Origin of the sequence: Afipia sp. OHSU_II-C1 (genome assembly GCF_000497575.1) — a bacterium.
Classification (GTDB): domain Bacteria; phylum Pseudomonadota; class Alphaproteobacteria; order Rhizobiales; family Xanthobacteraceae; genus Afipia.
Genome location: NZ_APJI01000013.1, coordinates 229836 through 253387, shown reverse-complemented (window position 1 = coordinate 253387; position 23552 = coordinate 229836). Strand labels below are relative to the sequence as shown.

The 23552-nt window shown below is 62.9% G+C and carries 18 protein-coding genes and 1 other RNA gene; 9 read left to right on the top strand and 10 right to left on the bottom strand.

The window, feature by feature from the left end:
• Entirely contained in the window at positions 1-1185 is a 1185-nt protein-coding gene (rsmH, locus tag I554_RS0114495; RefSeq protein ID WP_024576377.1) for a 16S rRNA (cytosine(1402)-N(4))-methyltransferase RsmH, read from the bottom strand.
• A gap of 351 nt (positions 1186-1536) precedes the next feature.
• Here rsmH and I554_RS0114490 point away from each other — a divergent pair, with 351 nt between their 5' ends.
• On the top strand, positions 1537-2310 hold the full coding sequence (locus I554_RS0114490) for an N-acetylmuramoyl-L-alanine amidase (RefSeq protein WP_024576378.1): 774 nt from the start codon (positions 1537-1539) through the stop codon (positions 2308-2310).
• 9 nt (positions 2311-2319) lie between these two features.
• Here I554_RS0114490 and I554_RS0114485 read toward each other — a convergent pair whose 3' ends face one another.
• Together I554_RS0114485 and I554_RS0114480 are read right to left on the bottom strand one after the other, a co-directional pair.
• Positions 2320-3561, bottom strand: a complete 1242-nt coding sequence (locus I554_RS0114485; RefSeq protein ID WP_024576379.1) for an RNA polymerase sigma factor — start codon at positions 3559-3561, stop codon at positions 2320-2322.
• A gap of 30 nt (positions 3562-3591) precedes the next feature.
• Positions 3592-3945 (bottom strand): YciI family protein, encoded by a 354-nt coding sequence (locus tag I554_RS0114480; RefSeq protein WP_024576380.1) that lies wholly within the window; start codon positions 3943-3945, stop codon positions 3592-3594.
• A gap of 151 nt (positions 3946-4096) precedes the next feature.
• Between I554_RS0114480 and rnpB the strand changes: the two genes are divergently transcribed.
• Positions 4097-4514, top strand: an RNA gene (gene rnpB, locus I554_RS26025) — RNase P RNA component class A.
• 190 nt (positions 4515-4704) lie between these two features.
• Positions 4705-5913: a GGDEF domain-containing protein gene (locus I554_RS0114475; RefSeq protein WP_024576381.1), complete on the top strand. Its 1209-nt coding sequence runs from the start codon at positions 4705-4707 to the stop codon at positions 5911-5913.
• 8 nt (positions 5914-5921) lie between these two features.
• Here the strand turns inward: I554_RS0114475 and I554_RS0114470 are convergent, their stop codons facing one another.
• Positions 5922-7979, bottom strand: a complete 2058-nt coding sequence (locus I554_RS0114470) for a transcriptional regulator (protein ID WP_024576382.1) — start codon at positions 7977-7979, stop codon at positions 5922-5924.
• A gap of 97 nt (positions 7980-8076) precedes the next feature.
• On the opposite strand from I554_RS0114470, the gene I554_RS0114465 reads away from it, so the two are divergent.
• Both I554_RS0114465 and I554_RS0114460 read left to right on the top strand, forming a co-directional pair.
• Positions 8077-8913: a class I SAM-dependent methyltransferase gene (locus I554_RS0114465; protein WP_024576383.1), complete on the top strand. Its 837-nt coding sequence runs from the start codon at positions 8077-8079 to the stop codon at positions 8911-8913.
• An 84-nt stretch (positions 8914-8997) separates the two neighbouring features.
• Positions 8998-9837 carry an alpha/beta hydrolase gene (locus I554_RS0114460; RefSeq protein WP_024576384.1) on the top strand — a complete coding sequence of 280 codons (840 nt, stop codon included), beginning with the start codon at positions 8998-9000 and terminating at the stop codon, positions 9835-9837.
• 50 nt (positions 9838-9887) lie between these two features.
• Here the strand turns inward: I554_RS0114460 and I554_RS0114455 are convergent, their stop codons facing one another.
• From I554_RS0114455 to I554_RS0114435, 5 genes are all read right to left on the bottom strand, one after another.
• The gene (locus I554_RS0114455; protein ID WP_024576385.1) at positions 9888-11684 is read right to left on the bottom strand and encodes an ABC transporter ATP-binding protein; all 1797 of its coding nucleotides are present in this window, start codon (positions 11682-11684) and stop codon (positions 9888-9890) included.
• Positions 11685-12102: 418 nt separating this feature from the next.
• A complete protein-coding gene (locus I554_RS0114450) occupies positions 12103-12465 on the bottom strand; it encodes an OB-fold domain-containing protein (protein WP_024576386.1) in 363 nt (120 codons plus the stop codon).
• Positions 12462-13598: a thiolase family protein gene (locus tag I554_RS0114445; RefSeq protein WP_024576387.1), complete on the bottom strand. Its 1137-nt coding sequence runs from the start codon at positions 13596-13598 to the stop codon at positions 12462-12464. Before I554_RS0114445 ends, I554_RS0114450 begins: the two co-directional genes overlap by 4 nt.
• 58 nt (positions 13599-13656) lie before the next feature.
• Entirely contained in the window at positions 13657-15249 is a 1593-nt protein-coding gene (locus I554_RS0114440) for a DHA2 family efflux MFS transporter permease subunit (RefSeq protein ID WP_024576388.1), read from the bottom strand.
• A gap of 42 nt (positions 15250-15291) precedes the next feature.
• Positions 15292-16542, bottom strand: coding sequence for an HlyD family secretion protein (locus I554_RS0114435; RefSeq protein WP_024576389.1), 1251 nt, complete (start codon positions 16540-16542; stop codon positions 15292-15294).
• 204 nt (positions 16543-16746) lie between these two features.
• On the opposite strand from I554_RS0114435, the gene I554_RS0114430 reads away from it, so the two are divergent.
• The gene (locus tag I554_RS0114430; protein WP_024576390.1) at positions 16747-17385 is read left to right on the top strand and encodes a TetR/AcrR family transcriptional regulator; all 639 of its coding nucleotides are present in this window, start codon (positions 16747-16749) and stop codon (positions 17383-17385) included.
• Here the strand turns inward: I554_RS0114430 and I554_RS0114425 are convergent, their stop codons facing one another.
• Positions 17386-18624 (bottom strand): extensin family protein, encoded by a 1239-nt coding sequence (locus I554_RS0114425; RefSeq protein ID WP_024576391.1) that lies wholly within the window; start codon positions 18622-18624, stop codon positions 17386-17388.
• 344 nt (positions 18625-18968) lie between these two features.
• On the opposite strand from I554_RS0114425, the gene I554_RS0114415 reads away from it, so the two are divergent.
• From I554_RS0114415 to I554_RS0114405, 3 genes are all read left to right on the top strand, one after another.
• Entirely contained in the window at positions 18969-20012 is a 1044-nt protein-coding gene (locus I554_RS0114415; RefSeq protein ID WP_024576392.1) for an MBL fold metallo-hydrolase, read from the top strand.
• A gap of 155 nt (positions 20013-20167) precedes the next feature.
• Positions 20168-21718, top strand: coding sequence for a FecR family protein (locus I554_RS0114410; RefSeq protein WP_029659539.1), 1551 nt, complete (start codon positions 20168-20170; stop codon positions 21716-21718).
• 85 nt (positions 21719-21803) lie between these two features.
• A complete protein-coding gene (locus tag I554_RS0114405) occupies positions 21804-23357 on the top strand; it encodes a DUF4403 family protein (protein ID WP_024576394.1) in 1554 nt (517 codons plus the stop codon).
• Positions 23358-23552 lie beyond the last annotated feature (195 nt).

The window sequence follows — 23552 nt, the reverse complement described above, 5'->3', positions numbered from 1 at the left end:
TCAGCCTCCCCTCATCACGTCAGCAAGCTGCGGCCAGTCGAATGATGCGGTCTCCGATTGCGCAGGCGCATCGGTGCGCGCAGCGGCGCGCAGCTTCGCGGAGCGCGCGCGCGGATTGTCCGCGACTTCTTCATCATCCGCCACGATCGGGCGCTTGGTGAGGATTTCAAAGCTCGGCAACGCCTGATCGACTTCGGGCAGATGCCGCGAACCGCCGCCGCGCTTGCCGCGCTCGTTAAGGAAATTCTTGACGATGCGGTCTTCGAGCGAATGGAACGACACCACGGCCAGCCTGCCGCCCGGCTTCAGCATCTGCTCCGCCGCCACCAGCGCCGCGTGAAGCTCATCCAGTTCCTCGTTGACGAAGATGCGCAGCGCCTGGAACGTCCGCGTCGCGGGATGAATTTCATTCGGCTTGGAGCGCACCACGCGCGAGACGATGTCGGCCAGCGCGCGTGTCGTTGTAATCGGCGCTTCTTTCCGCGCCGCGACGATGGCGCGCGCAACGGCGCGGGAATGCCGCTCCTCGCCGAAGATATAAATGATATTGGCGAGGTCGGTTTCGGACGCCTTGGCGACCACATCGGCCGCGGTCGGCCCGTCCTGGCCCATCCGCATGTCGAGCGGGCCGTTGAGGCGGAACGAGAAGCCGCGCTCCGACTGGTCGAGTTGCATGGATGAGACGCCGACATCCATCACCACGCCATCGACGGAGGTGATGCCCTGTGACGCGCAGACATCCGCCAAATTGGAAAAACGATCCTCGACCAGCGTCAGCCGCCCGCCCGAGGAGTCCACGAGATCGAAGCCGCCGGCGATTGCGGTGCGATCGCGATCGATGCCGATCACGCGGGTGCCGGGAACTTTCAGGATCGCGCGGCTGTAACCGCCGGCTCCGAACGTCGCGTCCACGTAAACGCCTCCGTCGCGCGGCGCGAGCGCCTCAACCGCTTCGCGGCCGAGAACCGGAACGTGGCGTACAGGTGCATCGTCGGGCGACATTTCAAACGCCTGCCGGTGAAAGACGGCCGCATGCCGGCCGGAATATCCGGGCCGATCCGCGAGATCGCGGCCGTACAGCCCCAGATTGGCCCTTTCCGGCATCCAGATCGACCTGAACGCGGAGGCGCTGGCGATGACCCGCCTTAAATTCGAGGTTCCGCATGGGATTTTCTGGCCAGCCATCGAGCTTTTCGCGGGGCTTTTTGCGCATTTAAGGACCACAGCCGCACCCTTCTGGCGCGACTCTCCACCCTTCATTGGCGGCAGTTATCGTTAAGGAATGGTTGACGCAGAGGATTGCCTTTGAAGAAGGTGTTTTCCCGGCGCCGGCGAGCAACCCGGCCATGCGCAATGTTCTGGGGGCTATGGAACCGGCCCCGATTGCGCCGGGTGTGCATTACCCTATCACTAGCCGACTACCGCCCTTCTCTCGCCCCGTTTTGAGTACCTCTATGCCGCGAGGATCGTTTGAGTCTGCTGGATTTGGTTCGAAGCGTCAGCGTCCCGATTGTTCACCTGGGGGAGCCTGCTGAAATGCCGAACTTCGTGCCGGATTCGTCTGTCGTCTCGAATGTCACGCCATCGCCGAACTACGGCGACCGCAAGGGCGTGCTATCGCCGAACATGATCGTGCTGCACTACACCGGGATGGCCGATGCCGCGAGCGCGATCGTCCGGCTGTGCACGACGGGGACCGAGGTCTCCGCTCATTATGTCGTGCTCGAGGACGGCAACATCGTGCAGTGCGTGCGCGAATCGGATCGCGCATGGCATGCGGGCGCGTCGTCATGGGGCAACGAAACCGACATCAATTCCCTTTCGATCGGGATCGAGATCGTCAATCCCGGTCACGACCTTGGCTACACCGATTTCCCGCTGCGGCAGACCGCGGCGGTGATCGCCCTGTGCAAAGGCATCATGATCCGCCGCGATATTCCGAAGCATCGCATTCTCGGACATTCGGACGTCGCGCCGGGCCGCAAGAAGGATCCCGGCGAGAAATTTCCGTGGCGGCTGCTGGCGGATTCCGGCGTCGGCCTCTGGGTCGAACCCGCCCCGATCGTCCGCGGCGTGCAGACCATGCTCGGACAATCCGGCGACGACGTTCTCGCCCTGCAAAAGCTGTTGGCGAGCTTCGGTTACGGCGTGCCGCTGAACGGACTCTATGACGCCGCCACCATGGATGTTGTTACAGCTTTCCAGCGGCACTTCCGGCCGGAGCGGATCGACGGCATCGCCGATCAGTCAACATTGACCACATTGAACGATCTGCTCGCGCTCATGCCGAAAGAAGCGCTTGTGAGCTGAGCGGCGGCCCTAGTTCAGTTCAGAGAGGCGCCGAAGATATAGACGCCGCAACGGTTCGAGACTGGTCGCCTCAAGTGCCTGCATATAGGAAGCGCGCGCTTCGTCGACACGTTTCAGCCGCCGCAACAAGTCCGCACGGACAGCGGGCAGCAGGCCGTAGCCGTCGAGTTCACCACGCGCGGCAAGCGTGTCGACCAGCACCAGCGCCTTGGCCGGTCCATCGACCATCGATATGGCCGCGGCGTGGTTGAGCGCGACCACCGGTGAAGGCGCAATCCGCACCAGCACTTCATAGAGCCCTGCGATCTGCGGCCAGTCGGTTTCGGCAAAACTCGGCGCGCGCGCGTGAAGCGCCGCAATGGCAGCCTGCACGACATAAGGATCAGGACGGCCCGGCGACGACAGCGATTCCTCGACCAGCCGCAGCCCTTCCGCAATCTGGACATGATCCCACAGCGTGCGATCCTGATGCTCCAGCAGCACGATATCGCCCTCTGCCGTCTCGCGGCTGGTACGCCGCGCGTCGTGCAGAAGCGTCAGCGCGAGCAGGCCATGAATCTCGCTTCGCCCCGGCATCAAGACGTCGAGCAGACGACAGAGCCGTATCGCTTCCCGCGCGAGGTCAGGCCGCATCAGCTTCTCGCCTGCGGTCGCGGCATAGCCTTCGTCGAAAACAAGATAAACCACGGTGAGCACGCCGCGCAGCCGCGCGCCCAGCGCATCGTGCTGCGGCACTTCATAGGGAATTCCGGCGAGGCGAATCTTCTGTTTCGCGCGGGTCAGGCGCTGCGCCATCGCGTCCTCGTTAACAAGAAACGCGCGGGCGACTTCCCCCGTGGTTAGCCCGCAGATCGTGCGCAGAGTTAGCGCGACCTGCGTCTCGATAGCGAACGAAGGATGGCAGCAGGTGAAGATCAGCCGCAGCGCGTCGTCATCGACGGCGTCCGTCACACCATCGCCGTCCGCAACATCGGCTCCAAGCAGCTCCGTCTCCTGAACGATCTGGTTCTGCTTCGCACGAAACGCGGTCTCGCGGCGGATACGATCGACGGCCTTGTTGCGGCCGGTCGTGATAAGCCATGCCCGCGGATTTGAAGGTGCGCCGTCCATCGCCCAGCGTTCCAGCGCAGCCGCAAACGCTTCCTGCAATACGTCTTCAGCGAGATCGAAACTTCCGACGAGGCGGATCAGCGTCGCAAGCGCGCGACCCGCCTCGTTGCGGAATATGTTTTCGATGTCCGCGGTCTTCATCGCCTCGCCAATCAGAATCGGCACCGCCTGCTAGCTGTTGTACATGTAGATCGGCCGGACTTCGATCGAACCGACCCGGGCGCCCGGAATTCGGGCTGCAATCGCCAGCGCCGCGTCGATATCCTTCGCGTCGACGATGTAGTATCCGCCGAGCTGCTCGTGGGTTTCCGCAAACGGGCCGTCGGTGGTCAGGGTTTTTCCGTCACGCACGCGCACCGTGGTCGCCATCGACGTCGGGTGCAGCCGGTCGCCGCCCTTGAAGTTCCCGCTCTGGATAATGGATTGCGTGAACGCGCCGTATTCGTCGGTCATTGCCTTGGCTTCAGCCTCGCTCCGTTTGGCCTCATCTGCTTCGTTTCGATAGATCAGCAACAAATACTGCATGTGGGTCACTCCGTTTGACCGGCGCCATTCGCCGTAACCCTAGACGAACGGACCGAGGCCCGAACGACATCTTCAGCATAAATTATTTGAAAGGTCCGCCGCACCGCATTTGACTTGACGCGACTGCCGGGAACGCTCATGTCCTCATCTGTCAGTCGGCTGGACGGCCGCTCCGGCAAGGATCGAAAGGTCGCCGGGGAGGAAAGTCCGGGCTCCATCGACATACGGTGCCGGATAACACCCGGCGGGGGCGACCCCAGGGAAAGTGCCACAGAGAACGAACCGCCTTCACTCCGTGAAGGTAAGGGTGAAAAGGTGCGGTAAGAGCGCACCGCGTTTCTAGCAATAGAGACGGCATGGCAAACCCCACCGGGAGCAAAACCGAATAGGGACGGCACAGTGGAAAGTTCGCTCTCGGGCGATAACTCCGCGGGGCGATGTCAAGCCCGCTGTCCGGGTAGGTTGCTCGAGGCGCAACGCAACTTGCGTCCCAGAGGAATGGCCGTCACGTCTGCGTGGTGTGAACCATTCAGGCCCTACAGAACCCGGCTTACAGGCTGGCTGATATTGATCGCATGATCCCGATAGGATCATGCGAAAGAAGGAGGGGTTCGGCGGAATACGCCGGACCCCTCGCCAATTTTGGAACCAGGTTCCAGTTCCCTCAATTTTGAGCCTTCCGCGGACCCTTCATTTTACCGGGTGCGGATAAGAGTGGCGCCGGCCTCGATAACGGGGCTGCAGGAAGAATTGCGTCCGATGGCCATTTCACCGCTGCAACTGCTCCGGCCTCACCGGCTTCCGGATGGCATCTATGTCGAGATCATCAACGATCTCTTCAGTGCAACGCCGTCGATTGTCGTCTTCTTGCTGAGCCAGTGCGTGATCGGCGCGGCCATCTTCGCGCAAACGGGCGACCCCTACGTTCTGGCGCTGACGCTGATCGCTGTTGCTATCTCCATCGAACGCATCTGGATGATCCGCCGCTATCATCGCGCCGCCACCGGACGACCGCTGTCGCGCGACGCAGCCATGATCTGGGAGCGCCGGTTCGCGATCCGCAGCATCGCGACCGCTGTGACGGTCAGTGCGATGGGCGTTCGCTGCTTCATGCTCCCGGACCCGACCGTTCACATGCTGATCAGCGGAGTCATTTTCACCTATGCCGCAGGCACGGTGACACGCGTGGCGTATCGCCCGCGGCTGGCGCTGCTGAATATCTTCATTGTCGCCATTCCACCGAGCATCGCCTGCATATTGAACGGCGGCCTGATCTATATCTGCCTCGGGCTCATCACGCTCATGTTCCTGTTCGGCGCGTTCGATATCGTCAAGCATGCCTATGCGACGGCGGTCAGCCAATTGACCCTCAAGCGAAAGTTCGCGGGCCTCGCGCGACTCGACGCCCTCACCGGCCTCGCAAACCGGCTCGGCCTCGCCGAAAATCTCGAAACCATCATCGCGGATGCACAGCGCAACGGCTATGGCCTCGCCGTGCACAGCCTCGACCTCGACCGCTTCAAGGCGGCGAACGATCTTTATGGCCATCCAGCGGGCGACGCGATTCTCAGAGAGGTCGCACGGCGGCTGACACGCCTGACGCGCGCGAGCGATCTCCTGGTGCGGCTGGGTGGCGACGAATTTGTGCTGGTGCAGACCGGCGTCGCGGAGCGCGAACAGGCCACCGGACTGGCGTCACGCATCGTCGAGGACATCGGCAGCTTTTACAGCGTCAACGGCTACACCATCGAGATCGGCACCAGTGTCGGCATCGCGCTGCTGACAAGCGAGCCACTCACGCCGGACGAATTGCTCGCCCGCGCCGATCAGGCGCTCTATCAGGCCAAGCGAACGCGAAGCGGCTACGCCGTCTACACCGTCGCACCGCACCTTGTTCCTTCATTGAACGACGGCGACGATTTTCAGGACCACAACGCGATCGGCCGCAAAACGGTCAAACTGCGCTGATCCGCAGATCAGCCGATGCGCCGCGCGCCTTCCCGGAACAGTTCGGCGCTCTCCGGCGCGAACTGCATGGCGGTCAGAAAATCATCGACGCGGTATCCGGGAAATCGTTTGCGGATCACCGCCATATGGACCCGCGCCTCGTCAAGGCGGCCTGCCAGCGCGAGGCAATAGGCAGCAATCGCCAGAATATGCACGTGCGCATTGGGACGGGCGGCCGCCTTGACGCCCCACTCGGCGGCTTCGTCAAACTGCTTGAGCCGCACCAGCGCCATCGCCCGCGCGCCGAGCATGCCGAACAGCAACGGATCGAACGGACTCAGGTGACGCGAATGGTCGGAGAACCTGACGGCCGCGCTCGGATCGCCACCCTGCGAATGCACGAATGCGAGCGTGTAGTGGCCGAGGGCAAAGTTCGGACTGAGATCGATCGCCTGCTCCAGCTCGATCAGCGACTGGTCCTGATGGCCGCGCAGCCACAGTGCGCGGCCCATGGCCCAGTGCGCCCCGGGATCGCGGTCGTCGGCCATCAGGCTCTGCCCGGCAGCATCGAACGCGCGCTCCACCTCCGGCTCGCGCGAGGTCCACCCCTGAAACGCGTTCTGGAAATGCGTGAAGGACAAGCCGCCATATGCCCGCGAGAACGTGGGATCGAGATGCACCGCGGCCTGAAAAAACTGTTGAGCCCGCTCGTTGTCGGCCCTGTTGAATCGGTACATGTGCCACAGGCCGCGATGATAGGCCTCCCACGCATCCAGCGAGTTGGGCGGCTTCAGCATCGCGCGGTTGCGCTCGATCATCTCGATCTCGTTGGCGATGGACGCGACAATCCGGTCACCGATTTCGCCAAGGACAAGGAAGGCGTCGTCCACCTTCTGATCGAAGACTTCTGCCCAGACCACGCGGGCGGTGCGGGTCTCGGCCAGCTCGACCGTAACGGCGAGGCGATTGTCCCGGCGCTGCAACGATCCGCTGACGACATAGTCCACGTTGAGCATGCGGCCGGCTTCCTCCGGCCCGACGTGCCGCTCGTTCAGGGCGAAGACGGAGCCCTGCGCAATGACAAAAAGACTTCGCAGCTTCGCGAGCCTTGTAATCAGGTCGTGGGCGAGGCCACCGGCAGGTCCTCCGGGAGTGATCGGCGCCTCAGCGCTCCGTTCGAGAAACGGCATCACGGCGATGGACGCACGGCGAGGTGATGTGATGATGCTCTCGGCAGGTGTCACACCAGCCCCAGCTGACACGACAACCGCCGGCTCAACCGCCTGAACGTGAAGCATCGGCAATTCTCCATGCGCACGCGCAGCGCGCCACGCCTCCCGGATCGGCGCACAGTCGAGACCTTCGGCTTCAAACAGCCGCGCTGTCGCCGACAGATGGTCTTCCCCTTCACGAATCCGGCCACGGCGGGCGAACGCGCTCAGGAGATTTTCATGAACCCGCAGATCGAACGGCGCGAGCTCCAGCCATTTCTCGAGATATCCGAACACGTCATCACCGGCTTCGCTTTCAACGAGCCGTTCAAGCAAAGCGGCGTGGCGGCTGCGAAACTGGCGGCGCTGCGCGGTGAGCCAGGCATTGAACGCGGGGTTTCGGTCAATCTCGAAGCCATCGAGAAATTCACCATGGCACAGGGACAACAGCGACCGCAGCCGCTCAGGCCGCAGCGTCTCCAGTCCCTCCTGTGTCGCCCGTGTGATCTCGACCGCGTCGATGAGACAATCCGTCAGATCGAACGTGACAGTATCTCCATCGGTCACAACGCGCGGCCGATCCGGCTGGTCAACCACGCCACGCAGTTTGCTGAGACACCAGCGCAGCTCGCCGCGCGGATCGTTCGGGACGTCCCACAGCAATTCGCAAAGCTGGCTTCGCGGCACAGCATGCGGAGCCAGCGCCAGATAGGCGAGAAGCGCGCGCACCTTGCGCGACGCCGGCAACTTCAGCGCAGCGCCGTTTCGGGAAATCGTCAGGGCGCCAAGCAATTGCACCTGCAGCGACAAATCACCGCGGCCGGCGCGCCCCAATTCCACGTGCTTTTCCACGCCGGCTACCACGCTCGTCTCCATGTGCGGCCGCTACGGTATGTCGAGGAAATGGCGCAGATGGCCGGATCCAATGCTTGCTCCGCTCGCGGGGCTATCCCAGGACAATCGGAGAAGAACCATGCTGACTTCCGTCGATACCGTTAGCAAGCCAGCGATCGACTTTACGGCGGTCAAGGCCCGCCAGCAAGGAGCCTGGTCGTCCGGCGACTACGCCGTTGTCGGCACCACTCTACAGATCGTCGGCGAGCAGTTGTGTGAAGCACTCGACATACGCGCAGGGCAAACGGTGCTTGATGTCGCAGCCGGGAACGGCAACGCGTCGCTTGCCGCTGCGCGCCGCTGGTGCGACGTCACCTCGACCGACTATGTGGCCGCGCTGCTCGAGCGCGCCAGGGAGCGGGCAGCGGCCGATCGGCTCAACCTCACGATCCGTGAGGCCGATGCGGAGGCCTTGCCGTTTCCCGATGACAGCTTCGACGTGGTGGTCTCGACCTTTGGGGTGATGTTCACTCCGAACCATGACCTCGCCGCGAGCGAACTGGTTCGCGTCTGCAAGCCGGGCGGCAAGATCGGCCTCGCGAACTGGACACCCGATGGCTTCATCGGCCAGTTGTTCAAGACCATCGGCAAGCACGTTCCCCCGCCTGCGGGTGTGAAGTCCCCCGCCCTGTGGGGCACGCGGGAGCGGATCAAGGAGATGTTCGAACCGCACGCGTCGTCGATCGTGACCGCACAGCGGAATTTCGTTTTCCGTTATCGCTCGGCGGACCATTGGCTGGAGATCTTCAGGACCTACTACGGGCCTGTGCTCAAGGCGTTCGCGGCACTCGAGGGGACGGCGCAATCGGCTCTCGAGCGCGATATCAGAGCGCTTCTCGCCCAGTTCAATCGCTCGGGAGATCACACCGTGGTCGTGCCCAGCGAATACCTCGAGATCGTCATCAACAAGCGCTGAAAAAGGGGGCGGGCTGCGAAGCTTTCACGTGATCGGCAGCCCGTCTCGTCGCCCCGTGCGACATAACTGATGTCAGGAAACCAGATGATAGCCGAACAGCTCATTGACGATATTGACTATGACGAAAGCGGCGATGGACCGACTGTCGTGTTCGTGCCTGGATCGTGCAGCACCGGCGCCGCCTGGCGGCCGGTGATCTCCGCACTGAACGGCCATTTTCACTGTGTGACCACGAGCCTGCTCGGCTATGGCGGAACCACTGAGCGCCGCACCACACGCGATCCTTCGATCTCTCATGAGGCCGAAGTGATCGAAGCCGTCATCCGGCGGACGGGCGGCCCGGTTCACCTGGTCGGTCATTCGTTTGGCGGCCTCGCATCACTTGCTGTCGCGCTCCGCGGAAAGGTGCCGCTCCAGAGCCTGACGATCATGGAGGCTCCGGCGGTCAACATCCTGCGCGAAATCGGGGATTACCGGCACTACCGCACGTTCCGGGAAATGTCCGATGCCTATTTCGCCGCCTTTCGCGGCGGAGACAGGGAAGCGATTTCGGCAGTGATCGACTTCTATGGTGGGCCCGGCACCTTCGCATCATGGCCATCGCGTGTCCGCGCATATGCAACGGAGACAACGCACGTCAACATTCTCGATTGGGCGAGCGCATATGCTTTCCCGTTATTTCCGTCGGAGCTTGCCGGTGTCGACATCCCCGTCATGGTCCTGCGAGGCGGAGAAAGCCATCCGGCCGTGAAGCGCGCCAACGAACTGCTGAGCATTTACATCAAGGGCGCATCGCTCGTGACGACCGAAGGCGCGTCGCATTTCATGATCCTGACTCACGCCGAGGACTCTGCGCGCGCGATTGCCGACCACGTCACCCGCGTTGAAAGGCGTTGCGTGTTCGACGGCTGCGCCGCGGGGTGACGAAGCCGGAACCTTTCGATTCCGGCTTCGCGTTCTTGTGGGACAAGGCCTTACTCGGCCGCCGACATGCGGTCGAGTTCAAGCACCTGCCGCTCGAACAGCGAACGGTAGATGCCGCCGGGACGCCTGGCGAGCGATGCATGCGTCCCCTCTTCCGCGATCCGGCCCCGGTCGAACACGAGGATGCGGTCGAGGCTGCGCACGGTCGACAGACGATGCGCGATCACGATCGCGGTACGGCCCTGGATCAGGCGGTCCATCGCCTCCTGAATCAAGGCTTCCGATCCCGAGTCGAGACTTGACGTGGCCTCGTCCAGGATCAGGATCGGCGCGTCCGCGAGGAAGGCACGCGCCAGCGCCACACGCTGACGTTCGCCCCCCGACAGTTTCACGCCGCGCTCGCCCACCAGCGTTTCGTAGCGCTTCGGCAGCCGCATGATGAAGTCATGCGCATTGGCAAGACGCGCCGCTTCCTCGATCTGCGCCATGCTCGCGCCCGGCCGCCCGTAGGCGATGTTTTCCGCGAGCGAGCGATGGAACAGGGTCGGCTCCTGCTGCACGATGGCGATCTGGCTGCGCAGCGACTGCTGCGTAGCCTTCGCGACATCCTGACCGTCGATCAGGATGCGGCCGCCGGTTGCGTCGTACAGCCGCTGCACCAGCTTGACGAAGGTCGTCTTGCCGGAGCCGGAGCGGCCGACCAGACCGACGCGCTCGCCGGGCCTGATGCTGACCGCAAGCCGGTCGTACAGCGGCGTGTCGTGTCCGCGATAGTGGAACGTCACATCGTCGAACACGATGCCGCCGCCAGCGACCTTGATCGGCCTCGCGTCGGGCGCATCGGCAATGCCGATCACCTCGTCGTGCATCGCCACCAGTTCCTCCATGTCGTTCACCGAACGCTGGAGATGGCTGATGTGCTGGCCGATGTCGCCGAGATAACCGTGAATGACGAAGTAGGTCGTCACCACATAGGCCACCTCACCCGGCGAGGCCCGCCCCGCGGCCCACAGCAGAAGCACGCCGCCGATCACGGTCACGCTCATCAGGACCAGCACGGCATGCTGCGCCGTGCCGACATAGGTGTAGCGCGACCATGTCCGGGTCGCGCGGCGACGCCACTTGCCGAGCACGCCACCGAGACGCTCGTCCTCCCGTGCTTCCGCACCGAACGACTTCACCACCGCATTGCAGGTCAGCGCATCCGCCAGCGTGCCGCCCACTTTTGTGTCGAGCGCGTTGGACAGTTGCGCCGCCGGTGCGATGTAGTTCGTGGTCAGCGCAACCGTCATGCCGACATAGATCACCGTCATCAGGGCGATCACGGCACCCAGCACCGGCCAGTGCCAGCCGACAAGGATGGTCGAGCCGAGCAGCACCACCAGCGACGGGATCAGCGCCATCAGGATGGTGTCGTTCAGCAGGTCGAGCGCCCACATGCCGCGCGTAATCTTGCGCACGGTCGAACCGGCAAAGCTGTTGGCATGCCAGTCGGTCGAGAAGCGCTGGATGCGCACGAAGGCATTCTGCGCCACATCCGACATGATGCGCAGCGTGAACGGAATGATCGCCTTCAAACCGATGAAGCGCGTAATCATCGCCGCAAGGCCGAGTGCGACGATGGCACCGAAGGCAATCATCGCGCCGCGCTTTGCGGCAGCCGGATCGGTCAGCGCGATGGCGTCCACCAGCTTTCCGGCGAACAGCGGCATGAACACATCCGCCGCCGCTGCGGCGATCAGGCCACCGGCAACCACGGAGAGGCGCACCGGCTGATGAGTCCAGTGGCGGAAGACGAACGGAAGCACCGCGCGTAAGGCGGACTTTTTATTACGAGACAGAGTCATGGCATATTTCGGCTGCGCGGGCGCAAGCCGACTCCAGAAATTTTGGACGACGCAGCGGCAACCCGCGCGCAATCGTCACGTGTCAAGAAACAGGTTATGGAAGCTGGTCAGCAGGATCCGCGACAACGCGAACCGGACGACCTCGGACAGGCCATCGGAAAACCGACGGCAGCCGGCAACCTTGCGCGGAGGACCGCGGGGTTAACCGATGGGGTATCCGGACGCCGAGGCGCGAATGCGCATGACTCGCGGGGTCGCGATAAACGCAAACTTCAAATCCATGCGATCCTCCCGTGTTCGAGTCATGCAGACTTACGTTGCGTAAGCCGCTGATGATGTTTTGGGCAATAATTGCGGCAAATTTTGTACCGGCCGTTTAAAATCCGGCAATGTCGGCGCGGCGACACGCCGCACATGCTCACGCCTTGACGAAATACGGGATGCGCAAGTTCGTAAATGGCCTGAATTCCGCGGTGACGTTATCGCCGATGCTCAAATCAATGTCGCCATGCGCCATCATGCGAAAGCCTTCCGCCATATCGACCAGCAGGATCGCATACGGCACATGAGCTTTCGCATCCGGCGTTGCCGCACGGCGCACCACCGTCGCGGCATAGACCACACCGTTCCCGCTCGCCTTGTGGACATGCGGCGAAGCATTTCCGCAGGACGGACAGAATGCGCGGCGGAAATACCAGAGATGACGGCACGCGCCGCACAACTGATAAAGAATCGCATCGGCGCCGTCGGTCCAGCCCCTGAGTTCTGTCGCCTCGCTCATCGCACCCGCTCCAGAAACATGCTGACATGGGATGACATCACGCCGCCGTCGCCGTGCAGCAGCGCCAGCGAGGCGTCGCGCACCTGCCGTGGTCCTGCCCGTCCCGTCATCTGCAACTGCGTCTCGACCAGATGCGCCATCGCACCGCCGCAGCCGCAGTGACCGTAACTCAACAGTCCGCCATGGGTATTGAGCGGCAGCGCGCCCTTGACGCCGAAATCGCCGTTGCGCGCACGCGCGGCGGACTCGCCGCGTTGCGCGAGGCCGAGCTCCTCGATCAGGATCGCCAGCGTGATGGTGAAGCTGTCATAGATCCCGGCATACTTGATGCTGCGCGGATCCAAGCCTGCCTTTGCCTGCGCCCGCTTCAGCGCAACCGCTGCACCGACATCGGACAACGATTTCGCCGCCGTGACGTGCTGATGCAGATGCGCCTGCCCGCAACCCATGATGCGGACATGACGATCGCCGGTCGGCTCGCGGCTGACGATAAAGGCCGCGCCGCCGTCCGACACCGGGCAGCAATCGAGCAGCTTGAGCGGCGAGGAAATCTCGCGTGACGCCATCACATCGGCCACCGTAATCGAATCATGAAACTGCGCGCCGGGATGCTGCATGGCGTGATTGCGCATCAGCACCGCGAACTCCGCCATGTCCTCCTGCGTCAGGCCGTAGTCGTGCATGTAACGCGAGGCGAGCAATCCATAATAGGCCGGGATGGTCGGACCGAGCGGCACTTCGTAGTCAGGATGGCCGACCTGAGCCAGCGTGCTCATCGCCGAGTCGCGCGCCTGTCCGGTGAGACGGTTCTCGCCGGCGACGACGAGAATGGTTTTGGCGACTCCCGCCTCGACCAGTTCATGCGCCAGCATCGCCATCGCAAGCCCGGTCGCGCCGCCGACCTGAATCGCATGCGCATAGGACGGCTGCACACCGAAGTGTTCGGCGAACACGGTTGCCAGCATCAGGTGCGGCATGGTGGTGGAGTACCCGGTCAACAGACCGTCGATGTTCGCACGCCTGAGGCCGGCATCCGACAGCGCGGCCTCAGCCGCTTCGGTCATCAGATCGAGCGTCGAGCGGCCTTCGTGTTTTCCGAAAGACGTCAATCCGACGCCGCTGATGAAGCTCATGTGTCCGCGCTTGCCTTTGCCATGTCCGTGACTGATGTGCCATGGCCACAGCCGGACTTCAATGCGCGTCCGGCGGCGGGCCCATCATGTTCGGCTTCTTGACGAAGAACACCAGCACGCTGAGCGCCAGATAGAAGCATGTGAGGATGAAGAAGGCGTCGCCGAAGCTCATGACCACCGCCTGCCGGTGCACAATCTGCGACAGTTGCTTCAGCGCCATCAGCGAGGCGTTGCCCGCGCCCTGGAATTTTTGGGTCAGCATGTTGAGCGTCTCGACCGCCATCGAATTGCCCCAGGTGACCCGGTCATGCAGCCGCGAGATATGCAGATCGGTCCGGTGATCGAGCACCGTATTGATGACGGCTAGTCCGACAGCACCGCCGAGATTGCGCGTCAGATTGAACAGACCGGAGGCGTTCTTCAACCGCGCGGGCGCCAGCGTGCCGAGCGCGATATTGTTGACCGGCACCATCGCCATCATGATGCCGACGCCGCGCAGGATCTGCGGCACCAGCAGTTCATAGAAATCGTAATCGCGGGTGATGCCGGTCATCATCCAGGAGCTGATTGCGAAAATAACCAGCCCGGCGGCGATCATCAGGCGCAGATCGACCTTGGTCATCAGCCGCCCGATAATCGGCGCACTGACGAACATTGCCGCACCCGAAACAAACATCGTCTCGCCGATCATCAGCGCGCTGTAGCCGCGCACTTCGGCGAGATAGCGCGGATAGATGTAGGTCAGGCCATAAAGTCCGATGCCCACGCAGAACGAGAACATGCAGCCAAGCGCGAAGTTGCGGTCGGTGAAGGCGCGGATATCGACGATCGGCTCTTTCTGCGTCAGCGCGCGATAGAAGAAGACCACGGCGGACACAACGCAAACGATCGCAAAGAAGAAGATCGACTCATCCTGCAGCCAGTCGTTGCGAGGCCCCTCTTCCAGCACGTATTCGAGCGAACCGAGGAAGCCGGCCATCGAGATCAGGCCCCACCAATCGAAATGCTCGAGCAGCGCAAAGTTCGGCTTGTCGAAATCCACCAGCGCCAAAACGCCGATGGTGATGCCGATGCCGGGCACGACATTGATGAAGAACAGCCAGTGCCACGACATCAGGTCGGTGATGTAGCCGCCGACAGTCGGCCCGATAGTGGGCGCCAGCGTCGCGACCAGACCGATGATCGGACCGACGATATGAAACTTGCTGCGCGGAAATACCGTGTAAGCCGACGCAAACACGGTCGGAATCATGCCCGCGCCGACGAAGCCCTGGATCGCGCGCCACAGGATCATCTGTTCGATGGTCGAGGTCAGGCCGCACATGAAGCTCGCAAAGGTGAAACCCGCGGCGGAAATCGCGAACAGCAGTCGCGTGCCGAACGCCCGCGAGAGGAATCCCGACAGCGGGATCGCGATAACTTCGGCGATCAGGTACGAAGTCTGCACCCATGCGACTTCACTGGTGCTGGCCGACAGGCCGGCCTGGATTTCATTCAACGATGCCGAGACGATCTGGATGTCCAGGATCGACATGAACATCCCGAACACCATGATGAGGAACGCGATCAGCCGGCGGGTGCTGATCGTTTCCGCAGGAGCCGGCGCGGCCGGGGCGCCGTTCATGGTTGGTGATGCGGTGTTTGACGCCATCACTCTTTCCTTGAGGCCCGCGATGCGGAACCTCGCACGCGGTTATCGTGCGGTGATCGGATCGACGTGGTCCGGATTTGGCTTGGTGTTCACCGTGGTGATCACCGACATACCGGGCCGCAGAAGGTTTTCACGCGCCACCGAGAACGGCACGCGGATGCGAACCGGCACACGCTGAACCACCTTGGTGAAATTGCCGGTGGCATTGTCCGGCGGCAGCAGCGTGAACACCGAGCCTGAGGCAGGCGCGAGGCTGTCGACAACGCCCTTGATGGTGCGTCCGGACACCGCGTCGACAGTGATCGACACCGGCTGTCCCGGCTTCAGGCGGCCAAGCTGCGTTTCCTTGTAGTTGGCATCGATGTAGACGTCATCGATCGGCACGACATTGGCGAGCCGCTGTCCCGGCTGCACATAATCGCCGACATTGACGATGCGGTTGGAGAAAATACCGTCGACCGGCGCGCGCACAATGGTGAACGACAGATCGCGCACGGCTTTCGCAAGCGCCGCGCGCAGCTCCTGCAACTGGCCCTCGGCTTCGGCCTTCTGCGACTTGATGACATCGACCTGCGTTTCCGCAGCCTCTAGCGTGGCCCGTGCAGCCTGCACGGCGGCGACGGCCTGATCGCGTCCGGCCTGCGAGACGTCGAAGGTCGCCTTCGAGGCGAAGCCCTTCGTGCTCAGCGATTCCTGACGTTCGAAATCAGATTGTGCGCGCTTGATCCCGGCCTCGGCGGAAACCAGTTGCGCCTTTGCCTGATCGACCTGGCTTTGCTGCGCCGCGACCTGCCGTCTGATACGTTCGATGGTGGCTTCCTGGGTCGCGACCTTGGCGCGCGCACTTTCGACGGCGAGCTGATAGTCACCGTCATCAATCGTGAAAACGACATTGCCGGCGCCGACACGCGCATTGTCGCCGACCATCACCTTCGAGATGTGCCCGGCGATCTTCGCGCCCATGGTGGAGTTGTTGGCGCGGACATAGGCGTCGTCGGTGGTCACCATGTAACGGCCGACGACCATGTAGTGATAACCGAAATAGATGCCGGCGAGCGCAGCAACCGCGCCGACGCCGACCAGAACGCGTTTGCGTGTTTTGGATTTGGGTTTCGCGGATTGCCCGATGGGATCATCCGATCCGTCCGCCGCCGGCGCTTCCGCCGGTTGCTCCGCAGGGCGCGAACGCTGCTCGATCTCCGCCACCGGAACGGCGCGCGATGCATCGGTGTCAGATGCGTCAGGCTCAGGGTGAACGACCCTTGCAACCTGGTCTCGGGCAGGCACGGCCATCACGGCCTCCTTAAATTTTCAAACTCAAACGCATGCGGCAAACCTCGGGCGCCGCTGACAGCACCCAGCCTGCGACAAAATTATCATTGACCGAACGGTTCGGTCAATTGTAAATTTGAATCGATACTTGGATACCTCGATCCGGGTTCCCGCATCCTTTCCGGCGGCGCGATCCACAGCGAAACGAAAGAACAGACTAAACGAATGGTTTCACAGACCCATCTCACGGTCGCCTCCGGTGACGAGGACAGCGCGAAACGCCATCAGATCATGGATGGTGCGCGGCGTGTTTTCATGGATCTGGGTTTCGACGGCGCCAGCATGAACGAGATCGCGCGGGCCGCCGGCGTTTCCAAGGGAACGCTCTATGTCTACTTCAACGACAAGAATCGGCTGTTCGAGGCCATCGTCGAGCAGGAAAGCCTCGATCATGGCAAGAAGGCGTTCAATTTCGACCCCACGCTGGATGCCGAAACCAGCCTGAAAGCATTCGGCCGCGCTTACATCGAAATCATCTGCCGGCCCGATGGTGGCTCAGCGGTCCGAACCGTAATGGCCATCGCGGAACGGATGCCCGATGTCGGCCGCCGCTTTTACGACCATGTCATCGCGCACACGATGCGGCTCCTCGCGGACTATCTCGGAGCACGGGTCAAGGCAAAGGAACTCGCAATCGACGACTGCTATCTGGCCGCCGCCCAATTCATCATGATGTGCCAGGCGACGCTGTTTCAGCCTTACGTCTTTCAGGTCAAGCCAGCCCCGACCAAAGAGCAGATCGCAACGGTGGTCGACAGCGCGACGCGGGTTTTCCTTGCCGCTTACCGCGCCCGCCAGAAATAATCAGCGCTCCCGGACGCGGGATTCGTCTTCGATCGAGTCGCGATCTTCCTTCGACAGCGGACCACGCGCGAACATCCGCTTCACACGCTGCCCGATCGAACCGGTAACGCCGCCATCGCGCAGCGCATAACCGCGCGGCGCGGCGCGCTGGGCGATCTCCTCGCCGGACACCGCCGCCGGCTGGCAGATGATGCGCCCGCTCGCGCGGCGCATCAGATCGACGTGAATATGATCGTAGTGATAGACGTTCGATCCCGGCGCCAGCACGGTGTTGAACGTCTGACATGCGGCGGCCTGCACGTCGCGCAGGAAGCCCTGCTCTTCGGGCAATCCCTTCCAGCCATCCTTGACCGAGATGCGCCGGCCGTCCGCCAGCGTGAACGAGGCGATGTCGAGCGCGTTGCCGAACGCGTGCTCTGAAATATGCGCGCGCGAGTTGCCGTTCATGCCGCGGCATGAGTAGGCCGAAATCTGCTTGATCTCCGCGACCGGCGAGCCGAACCAGCGCTGGGCGGCTGGCTGAACCGCGTCCGCCAACCAGCGGTCGAGCGCGGATACGATCGGGCACGCCAGCGTCGCAGCCGGCTTCACGGCGACCGCGCCGAACCTGTTCACCGGCGAGCCCTGCGATGGGCCGAGGCGCGGCGGTGTGTATGGCTGGCTCGCGGGCGGATAAGGCTGCGCCGCATAGGGCGCACGGTTTTGCGGGCGGCTGATGGTCGGCGACGCCGAGTCAGGCCCCGTGGCCAGATCTTCCTCGTCAGGCGGCTCTGTTCCCGGCGCATTCAATCGCATCGGCGCCCCGGCCTGCTCTGGATACGACGGCGAACGCGCTGCCGGATACGGCTGCTGCGATGGGTAAGATGATGGATATGATGGCGGCTGCGACGACGAATAAGACGGCTGATAGGACGGAGGCTGCGGTTGCGATGCCGGCCAGCGCGGCTGATTGCCGATGCTGCCGGGCGGACGCAGCTCATCGGCGTAACCGAGGCTGCTCATCGGCTCGCCGAGTGCCGCCACTTTCAGCGGGAATTCAGCACCGCACGCGCCAGGGCCGGAAATCGGATCGATGCGGACGAGATCGGCAGTCTCCTTGACCGCACCGGATTTCAGGCACGCCTTCTCCGCCTCAGCCCGCCAGGGTTCGCGTTCGGCGGTCATGAAACCGCGGCCGCAACCCGCCAGCGCAACAAGGACAAGGGAGCCGACGACGAACCAACTCACTCCACGCGTCATCCGCGCAAGTTCACCGAAGATAATTAAGGACTCTTCAACGCATTGTTATTCAAGGTTTTTTAACCATGTTGACGCGCCCGGCCGGTGATCCGTCAGCAGGTCTGACTTTTTTGAATGGGGAACGTCTTGGTAGCGTCCGCGTTACATGACCCAGCGTTGAGCCAAGGGAGATTCCCCATGACCATCGTCGGACCTCTGAGCGTCGTTGCAGCGTATGCGTCGTTTATTCTGGTCGGCGCGATCGTGCTGGGCATGTTCTAGAGATATTGTCCGCCAAGCGGATCATCAGATTGAGTGACGCGGTCCACCCTTGATCGCTCACAGGAATCTGCAATCATGGTTCCATGATTTTCCGTCAGCTCTTCGACAGCGTTTCCAGCACCTACACCTATCTTCTTGCGAGCCGCCGCGGCGGCGAAGCACTGATCATCGATCCGGTGCTGGAAAAGGTCGACCGCTACATCCAGCTTCTGCACGACCTCGATCTCAAGCTGATCAAGGCGGTTGATACTCATATTCACGCCGATCACATCACCGGCCTCGGCGCACTGCGCGACAAAACCCATTGCATCACCGTGATGGGCGAGCAGAGTGGTGTCGATGTCGTCTCGATGCGCGTGTCCGACGGCGACAAGATCGACATCGAGGGCCTCAGCCTCGATGTGCTTTACACGCCGGGCCACACCGATGATTCCTACAGCTTCATCCTGCCCGATCGCGTTTTCACCGGCGACACGCTGCTCATTCGCGGCACCGGACGCACCGATTTCCAGAACGGCGACCCCCGCGCACAGTATGAATCGATCTTCGGCCGGCTGCTGAAGCTGCCCGACCAGACGCTGATCTTTCCGGCGCACGACTACAAGGGCGACACGGTTTCGACCATCGGCGAGGAAAAAGCCTGTAACCCGCGGCTTCAGGTCAAGTCGATGGAGCAGTATGTCGACCTGATGAACAGCCTGCACCTGCCGAATCCGAAGATGATGGACGTGGCGGTGCCGGCCAACCTGCATATGGGTTTGGCGCAGGACGAAGTCGCGCGGCGCGGCTGGGCGCTGACAGCGTCGCAAGCCCAAGAAATCGCCGGCCGGCCCGACGTCGTGCTTATCGATCTGCGCGAACGGCGCGAGCGCGAAAAACACGGCGTGATTCCGGGCTCGCTGCATGCGCCCTACCCCGCCCTCGAAGATAATGTGAAACCGGGCGGTGTCCTTCACCAGCTCGGCACCATCACCAGCAATCAGTTGCTGTTCTATTGTGCGTTCGGCGAGCGCTCCGCGATGGCTGTGCAGGCCGCGCAGGAAGCCGGACTCACCACCGCCCGCCATATCCAGGGCGGCATCGAGGCCTGGCGCGTCGCCGGCGGCCGGATCGCGCCCGAGCGATGATGCGCGGGGTTTGAACCTCGACCTCTTTCGCATCACAATTGCAATGAAAAATCCGGCTGCCAGAGCGCGTGGCGTTGCATCGCCCTGCGAGGGCTGTCAAAAATGATGCCATTGTGCGGCCTTTCAGATTGCTCCTCGAGCAGGTGAATATCTTGATGCGCTCTGCCCTGCTCGTTGCATCGATGCTGTGCGGCCTCGCCGTTGCGCCCGCCCATGCAGAACAAATCATCCAGCTCGCACAGGCAACTCCCGCACAACCGGCGAGCCCCGCACCCGCACCGGCGGATTCGTCCGCACCGCCTGCGCAGGCGGGCCAGCCACCATCTGCCGATCAGCCTGCAACCGACACCGAAGAACCGGCGGGAAACGTCGCCACCCTGAAGGGCACTGCCACGGTCACCCGCAACGGCATGACCGGGCCCCTCAAACTGCAAGACGACATCTTCAAGGGCGACGTTCTTCAGACCGGCAAGAACTCGACACTCGGCGTGACGTTCAGCGACGATACCACGCTCAATCTCTCCGCCAGTTCACGCGTTGCCGTGGACAATTTCGTCTATCAGGAAGGGGCTAAGGACAACGCCGCGCTTCTCAATGTCACGCGCGGCACCATGGCCTTCGTCGCAGCCGCCGTCGCCAAGACCGGCGACATGAAAATCGAAACACCCACAGCAACGCTCGGCATTCGCGGCACGACCGGCGTCGTCGAAGTGCCCGAACGCGCAACTGCCACGGCAGCCAATGCCAGCAATGTGGGGATCAAGCTTTATCCCGACGCCGACGGCAAGGTCGGCCGCATCGAAGTCAGGGCGCGCGACGGCGCACCGCTCGGCATGCTGACACAGGCCGCGAGCGGATTCACCGTGCGCGGCACGATGGTGCCAGGCTTCGGCATGCGCATGTCGGCGATGCCGATGGTGATGTCCGCGCAGATGATCGCGCGCGATCGCGGCTTCATGCAGCGCGTTCACACCATGCAGGGCATCGGACGCAACATCGTCTTGCAGCAGCGCAATTTCCGCATGCAGAATCCGAATCGTCCGCCGGCTTTCGGACGGCCCGGCTTCAATCCGAACGCTCCGCAGCGCGGCGGGCTTAACCAGCCCGGCCAACGCCCCGGCCTGAACCAACCGGGCCAGCGTGGCGGCCTCAATCAGAATCAACCGGGCCTGAACAACAGGCCGGGACAGCCCAACCAGCCGGGACTACGCAATCAGCCGGGGCAGCCAAATCGTCCGGGCTTGAATCAACCCGGCCAGCCGGGACGACCGGGTCTGCAAAACCCGCCGGGGCAACGCGGCAATTTGCAGCCGGGCACCGGTCAGCCGGGACGGCCCGGCTTGCCGAACCAGGGCGGACTGCAGCGGCCGCCCGGTGCGCCACCAAATGGATTCCAGCGCACGCCCGGTGCGCCGGGTCAGCTCGGTTCTAGGCCACCGCTTCCGAACCAGCCGGGACTCGCACGGCCCGGCATTCAACAGCCCGGAGTGCCGGGCGGATTCCAGCGGCCGACGGCTTCGCCAAGCGCACCTGGATTGCAAGGCCCGGCAGGAATTCTCAACCGGCTCGGCGTGCCGAACCGTCTCGGCATTCCGCAGGTGCCCTCCGCGGTGCCGCGTCCGGGCCAGCCCGCAGTCCCTGCCTTGCAGAAAAAGCTGCCGCAAACACCAAAGGACAAGCCGCTTCCGAAAGAGTTGTTGCGGTAAGTCGATCCGGCCTCCTCTGATACGCGGGGTGGCGTGCGGTGGACGCGGGCTGTAGCATCGCTGTCGTGATGCTGCCGGAGTCGTTATGCGCTTGAAATTCATCCTGCTCGGGTTGGCGGTGCTTGTCGCATCGTTCGCCGCCAGTCTCTATGCGATGAACAAATTCTGGCCGGCTGAAGTTCAGAAGCCCGTGCTGACAAAACTGCCGCCGCTCCCGCCGGTCTCGCGCAATTCCGAAATCCTGACGCCGATTTCCATCTCGATCGCGGCGCTCCGCGATGGGCTCGATCGCGCCGCGCCGCGCAATGTCGGCGGCAAGGCGGAAAATCCGGTCAGCCAGATTCTCCAGAATGCCGACATCAACTGGACGGTGGCGCGCGGGCCGATTGCCGCCAGCGGCGTGCAGAACGCGCTGTCCCTGTCGACGCCACTCGATGGCAAGCTGACCGTGCTTGGCTCATTGTCCGCAGCAAGCGGCACCGCACTCGGCAACGCGCTGGGAAATGTTCTCGGCAGCAACGCCGTCAAGCAGCTCGGCAGCGTGAATATCAAACAGCTGAATGCCAATGCCGCGATCCACGGCAATGTCGCGATCACCTCGCGCCCTGAAGTCCTGCGGGAATGGCGGATCGATCCGAAGCTGACTGCGCAAGTCACGCTCGGCGAAAGCAGTCTCACCATCGCAGGCGCCAAGGTCGCGGTGCCCGCGCAGGTCAAGCCGATGATCGACAAGACGGTCAACGAGCAGATGGCACAGTTGCAGGCGCGGCTGCGCAACGACCGCTCGCTCGAACAGAATGCGCGGCGCGAATGGGCGAAACTCTGCCGCTCGATTCCGTTGCCACCGGCTGCAACCGGAATGCCGACGCTCTGGCTGGAGATGCGCCCGGTTCGTGCGATGGCCGCGCAGCCGCGTATCGATCCCAACTCGGTGAACTTCATGCTCGGCTTGCAGGCGGAGACGCGCGTTCTTCCGACCGAGACCAAACCGGATTGCCCCTTCCCCGCCAATCTCGACATCGTTCCGCCGCCCGATCGCGGCCGCGTTGCCATCGGCGTGCCGATCGATCTGCCCTTCACCGAGGTCAACAAGATCGTTGAAACGCAGTTGAAGGGCCGCACCTTCCCCGAGGACGGCAGCGGTTCGGTCGATGTCACGGTGAAAAGCGCAAGCGTCTCAGCCGCCGGTCAGCGGCTGCTGATATCGCTGCTCGTCAACGCGAAAGAGAAGAAAAGCTGGCTTGGCCTCGGCGGCGAAGCGACGATCCACATCTGGGGCCGTCCCGTCCTGGATCAGGCGCAGCAGATTCTGCGGCTGACCGATCTCGAACTCGCCGTCGAGTCCGATTCCGCTTTCGGCCTGTTAGGGGCCGCTGCGCGCCCGGCGATCCCTTATCTGCAACGCGCGCTCGAGCAGCGCGCCACCATCGATCTGAAAACATTCGCCGCCAACGCGCAGCAGAAGATTTCCGGGATCGTCGCAGACTTCCGCAAGAACGATGACGGCATTCGCGTCGAGGCATCGGTGTCGAGCGTGCGCCTCGGCAGCATTGCGTTCGACTCCAACACACTGCGCATCATCGCCGAAGCAGAAGGTTCGATCAGCGTCGCCGTGACATCGCTGCCGAACCTGCAGTGAACGCCGACGCATAGCTCGCCCGCGCATTCGCATAGCTGCAAGCCGCTCATATCAGTGCGTTAATTTCCGCGAGTTCCCGCGTTAATTCTTAGGACACGTTCTCTCCACATTTGCTCCGCATTGGAACCGCTCGCGCCCGTTGCCGTTGAGCCGGGCCAGCCGTCGCGCCGGCACAGATGCCCGCGCTGAACCCAT

What these genes read in the sequence shown, in the direction of transcription:
- rsmH (WP_024576377.1), bottom strand. Translation starts at nt 1,185, where the DNA reads ATGGCTGGCCAGAAAATCCCATGCGGAACCTCGAATTTAAGGCGGGTC.
- I554_RS0114490 (WP_024576378.1), top strand. Translation starts at nt 1,537, where the DNA reads ATGCCGAACTTCGTGCCGGATTCGTCTGTCGTCTCGAATGTCACGCCA.
- I554_RS0114485 (WP_024576379.1), bottom strand. Translation starts at nt 3,561, where the DNA reads ATGAAGACCGCGGACATCGAAAACATATTCCGCAACGAGGCGGGTCGC.
- I554_RS0114480 (WP_024576380.1), bottom strand. Translation starts at nt 3,945, where the DNA reads ATGCAGTATTTGTTGCTGATCTATCGAAACGAAGCAGATGAGGCCAAA.
- I554_RS0114475 (WP_024576381.1), top strand. Translation starts at nt 4,705, where the DNA reads ATGGCCATTTCACCGCTGCAACTGCTCCGGCCTCACCGGCTTCCGGAT.
- I554_RS0114470 (WP_024576382.1), bottom strand. Translation starts at nt 7,979, where the DNA reads ATGGAGACGAGCGTGGTAGCCGGCGTGGAAAAGCACGTGGAATTGGGG.
- I554_RS0114465 (WP_024576383.1), top strand. Translation starts at nt 8,077, where the DNA reads ATGCTGACTTCCGTCGATACCGTTAGCAAGCCAGCGATCGACTTTACG.
- I554_RS0114460 (WP_024576384.1), top strand. Translation starts at nt 8,998, where the DNA reads ATGATAGCCGAACAGCTCATTGACGATATTGACTATGACGAAAGCGGC.
- I554_RS0114455 (WP_024576385.1), bottom strand. Translation starts at nt 11,684, where the DNA reads ATGACTCTGTCTCGTAATAAAAAGTCCGCCTTACGCGCGGTGCTTCCG.
- I554_RS0114450 (WP_024576386.1), bottom strand. Translation starts at nt 12,465, where the DNA reads ATGAGCGAGGCGACAGAACTCAGGGGCTGGACCGACGGCGCCGATGCG.
- I554_RS0114445 (WP_024576387.1), bottom strand. Translation starts at nt 13,598, where the DNA reads ATGAGCTTCATCAGCGGCGTCGGATTGACGTCTTTCGGAAAACACGAA.
- I554_RS0114440 (WP_024576388.1), bottom strand. Translation starts at nt 15,249, where the DNA reads ATGGCGTCAAACACCGCATCACCAACCATGAACGGCGCCCCGGCCGCG.
- I554_RS0114435 (WP_024576389.1), bottom strand. Translation starts at nt 16,542, where the DNA reads ATGGCCGTGCCTGCCCGAGACCAGGTTGCAAGGGTCGTTCACCCTGAG.
- I554_RS0114430 (WP_024576390.1), top strand. Translation starts at nt 16,747, where the DNA reads ATGGTTTCACAGACCCATCTCACGGTCGCCTCCGGTGACGAGGACAGC.
- I554_RS0114425 (WP_024576391.1), bottom strand. Translation starts at nt 18,624, where the DNA reads ATGACGCGTGGAGTGAGTTGGTTCGTCGTCGGCTCCCTTGTCCTTGTT.
- I554_RS0114415 (WP_024576392.1), top strand. Translation starts at nt 18,969, where the DNA reads ATGATTTTCCGTCAGCTCTTCGACAGCGTTTCCAGCACCTACACCTAT.
- I554_RS0114410 (WP_029659539.1), top strand. Translation starts at nt 20,168, where the DNA reads ATGCGCTCTGCCCTGCTCGTTGCATCGATGCTGTGCGGCCTCGCCGTT.
- I554_RS0114405 (WP_024576394.1), top strand. Translation starts at nt 21,804, where the DNA reads ATGCGCTTGAAATTCATCCTGCTCGGGTTGGCGGTGCTTGTCGCATCG.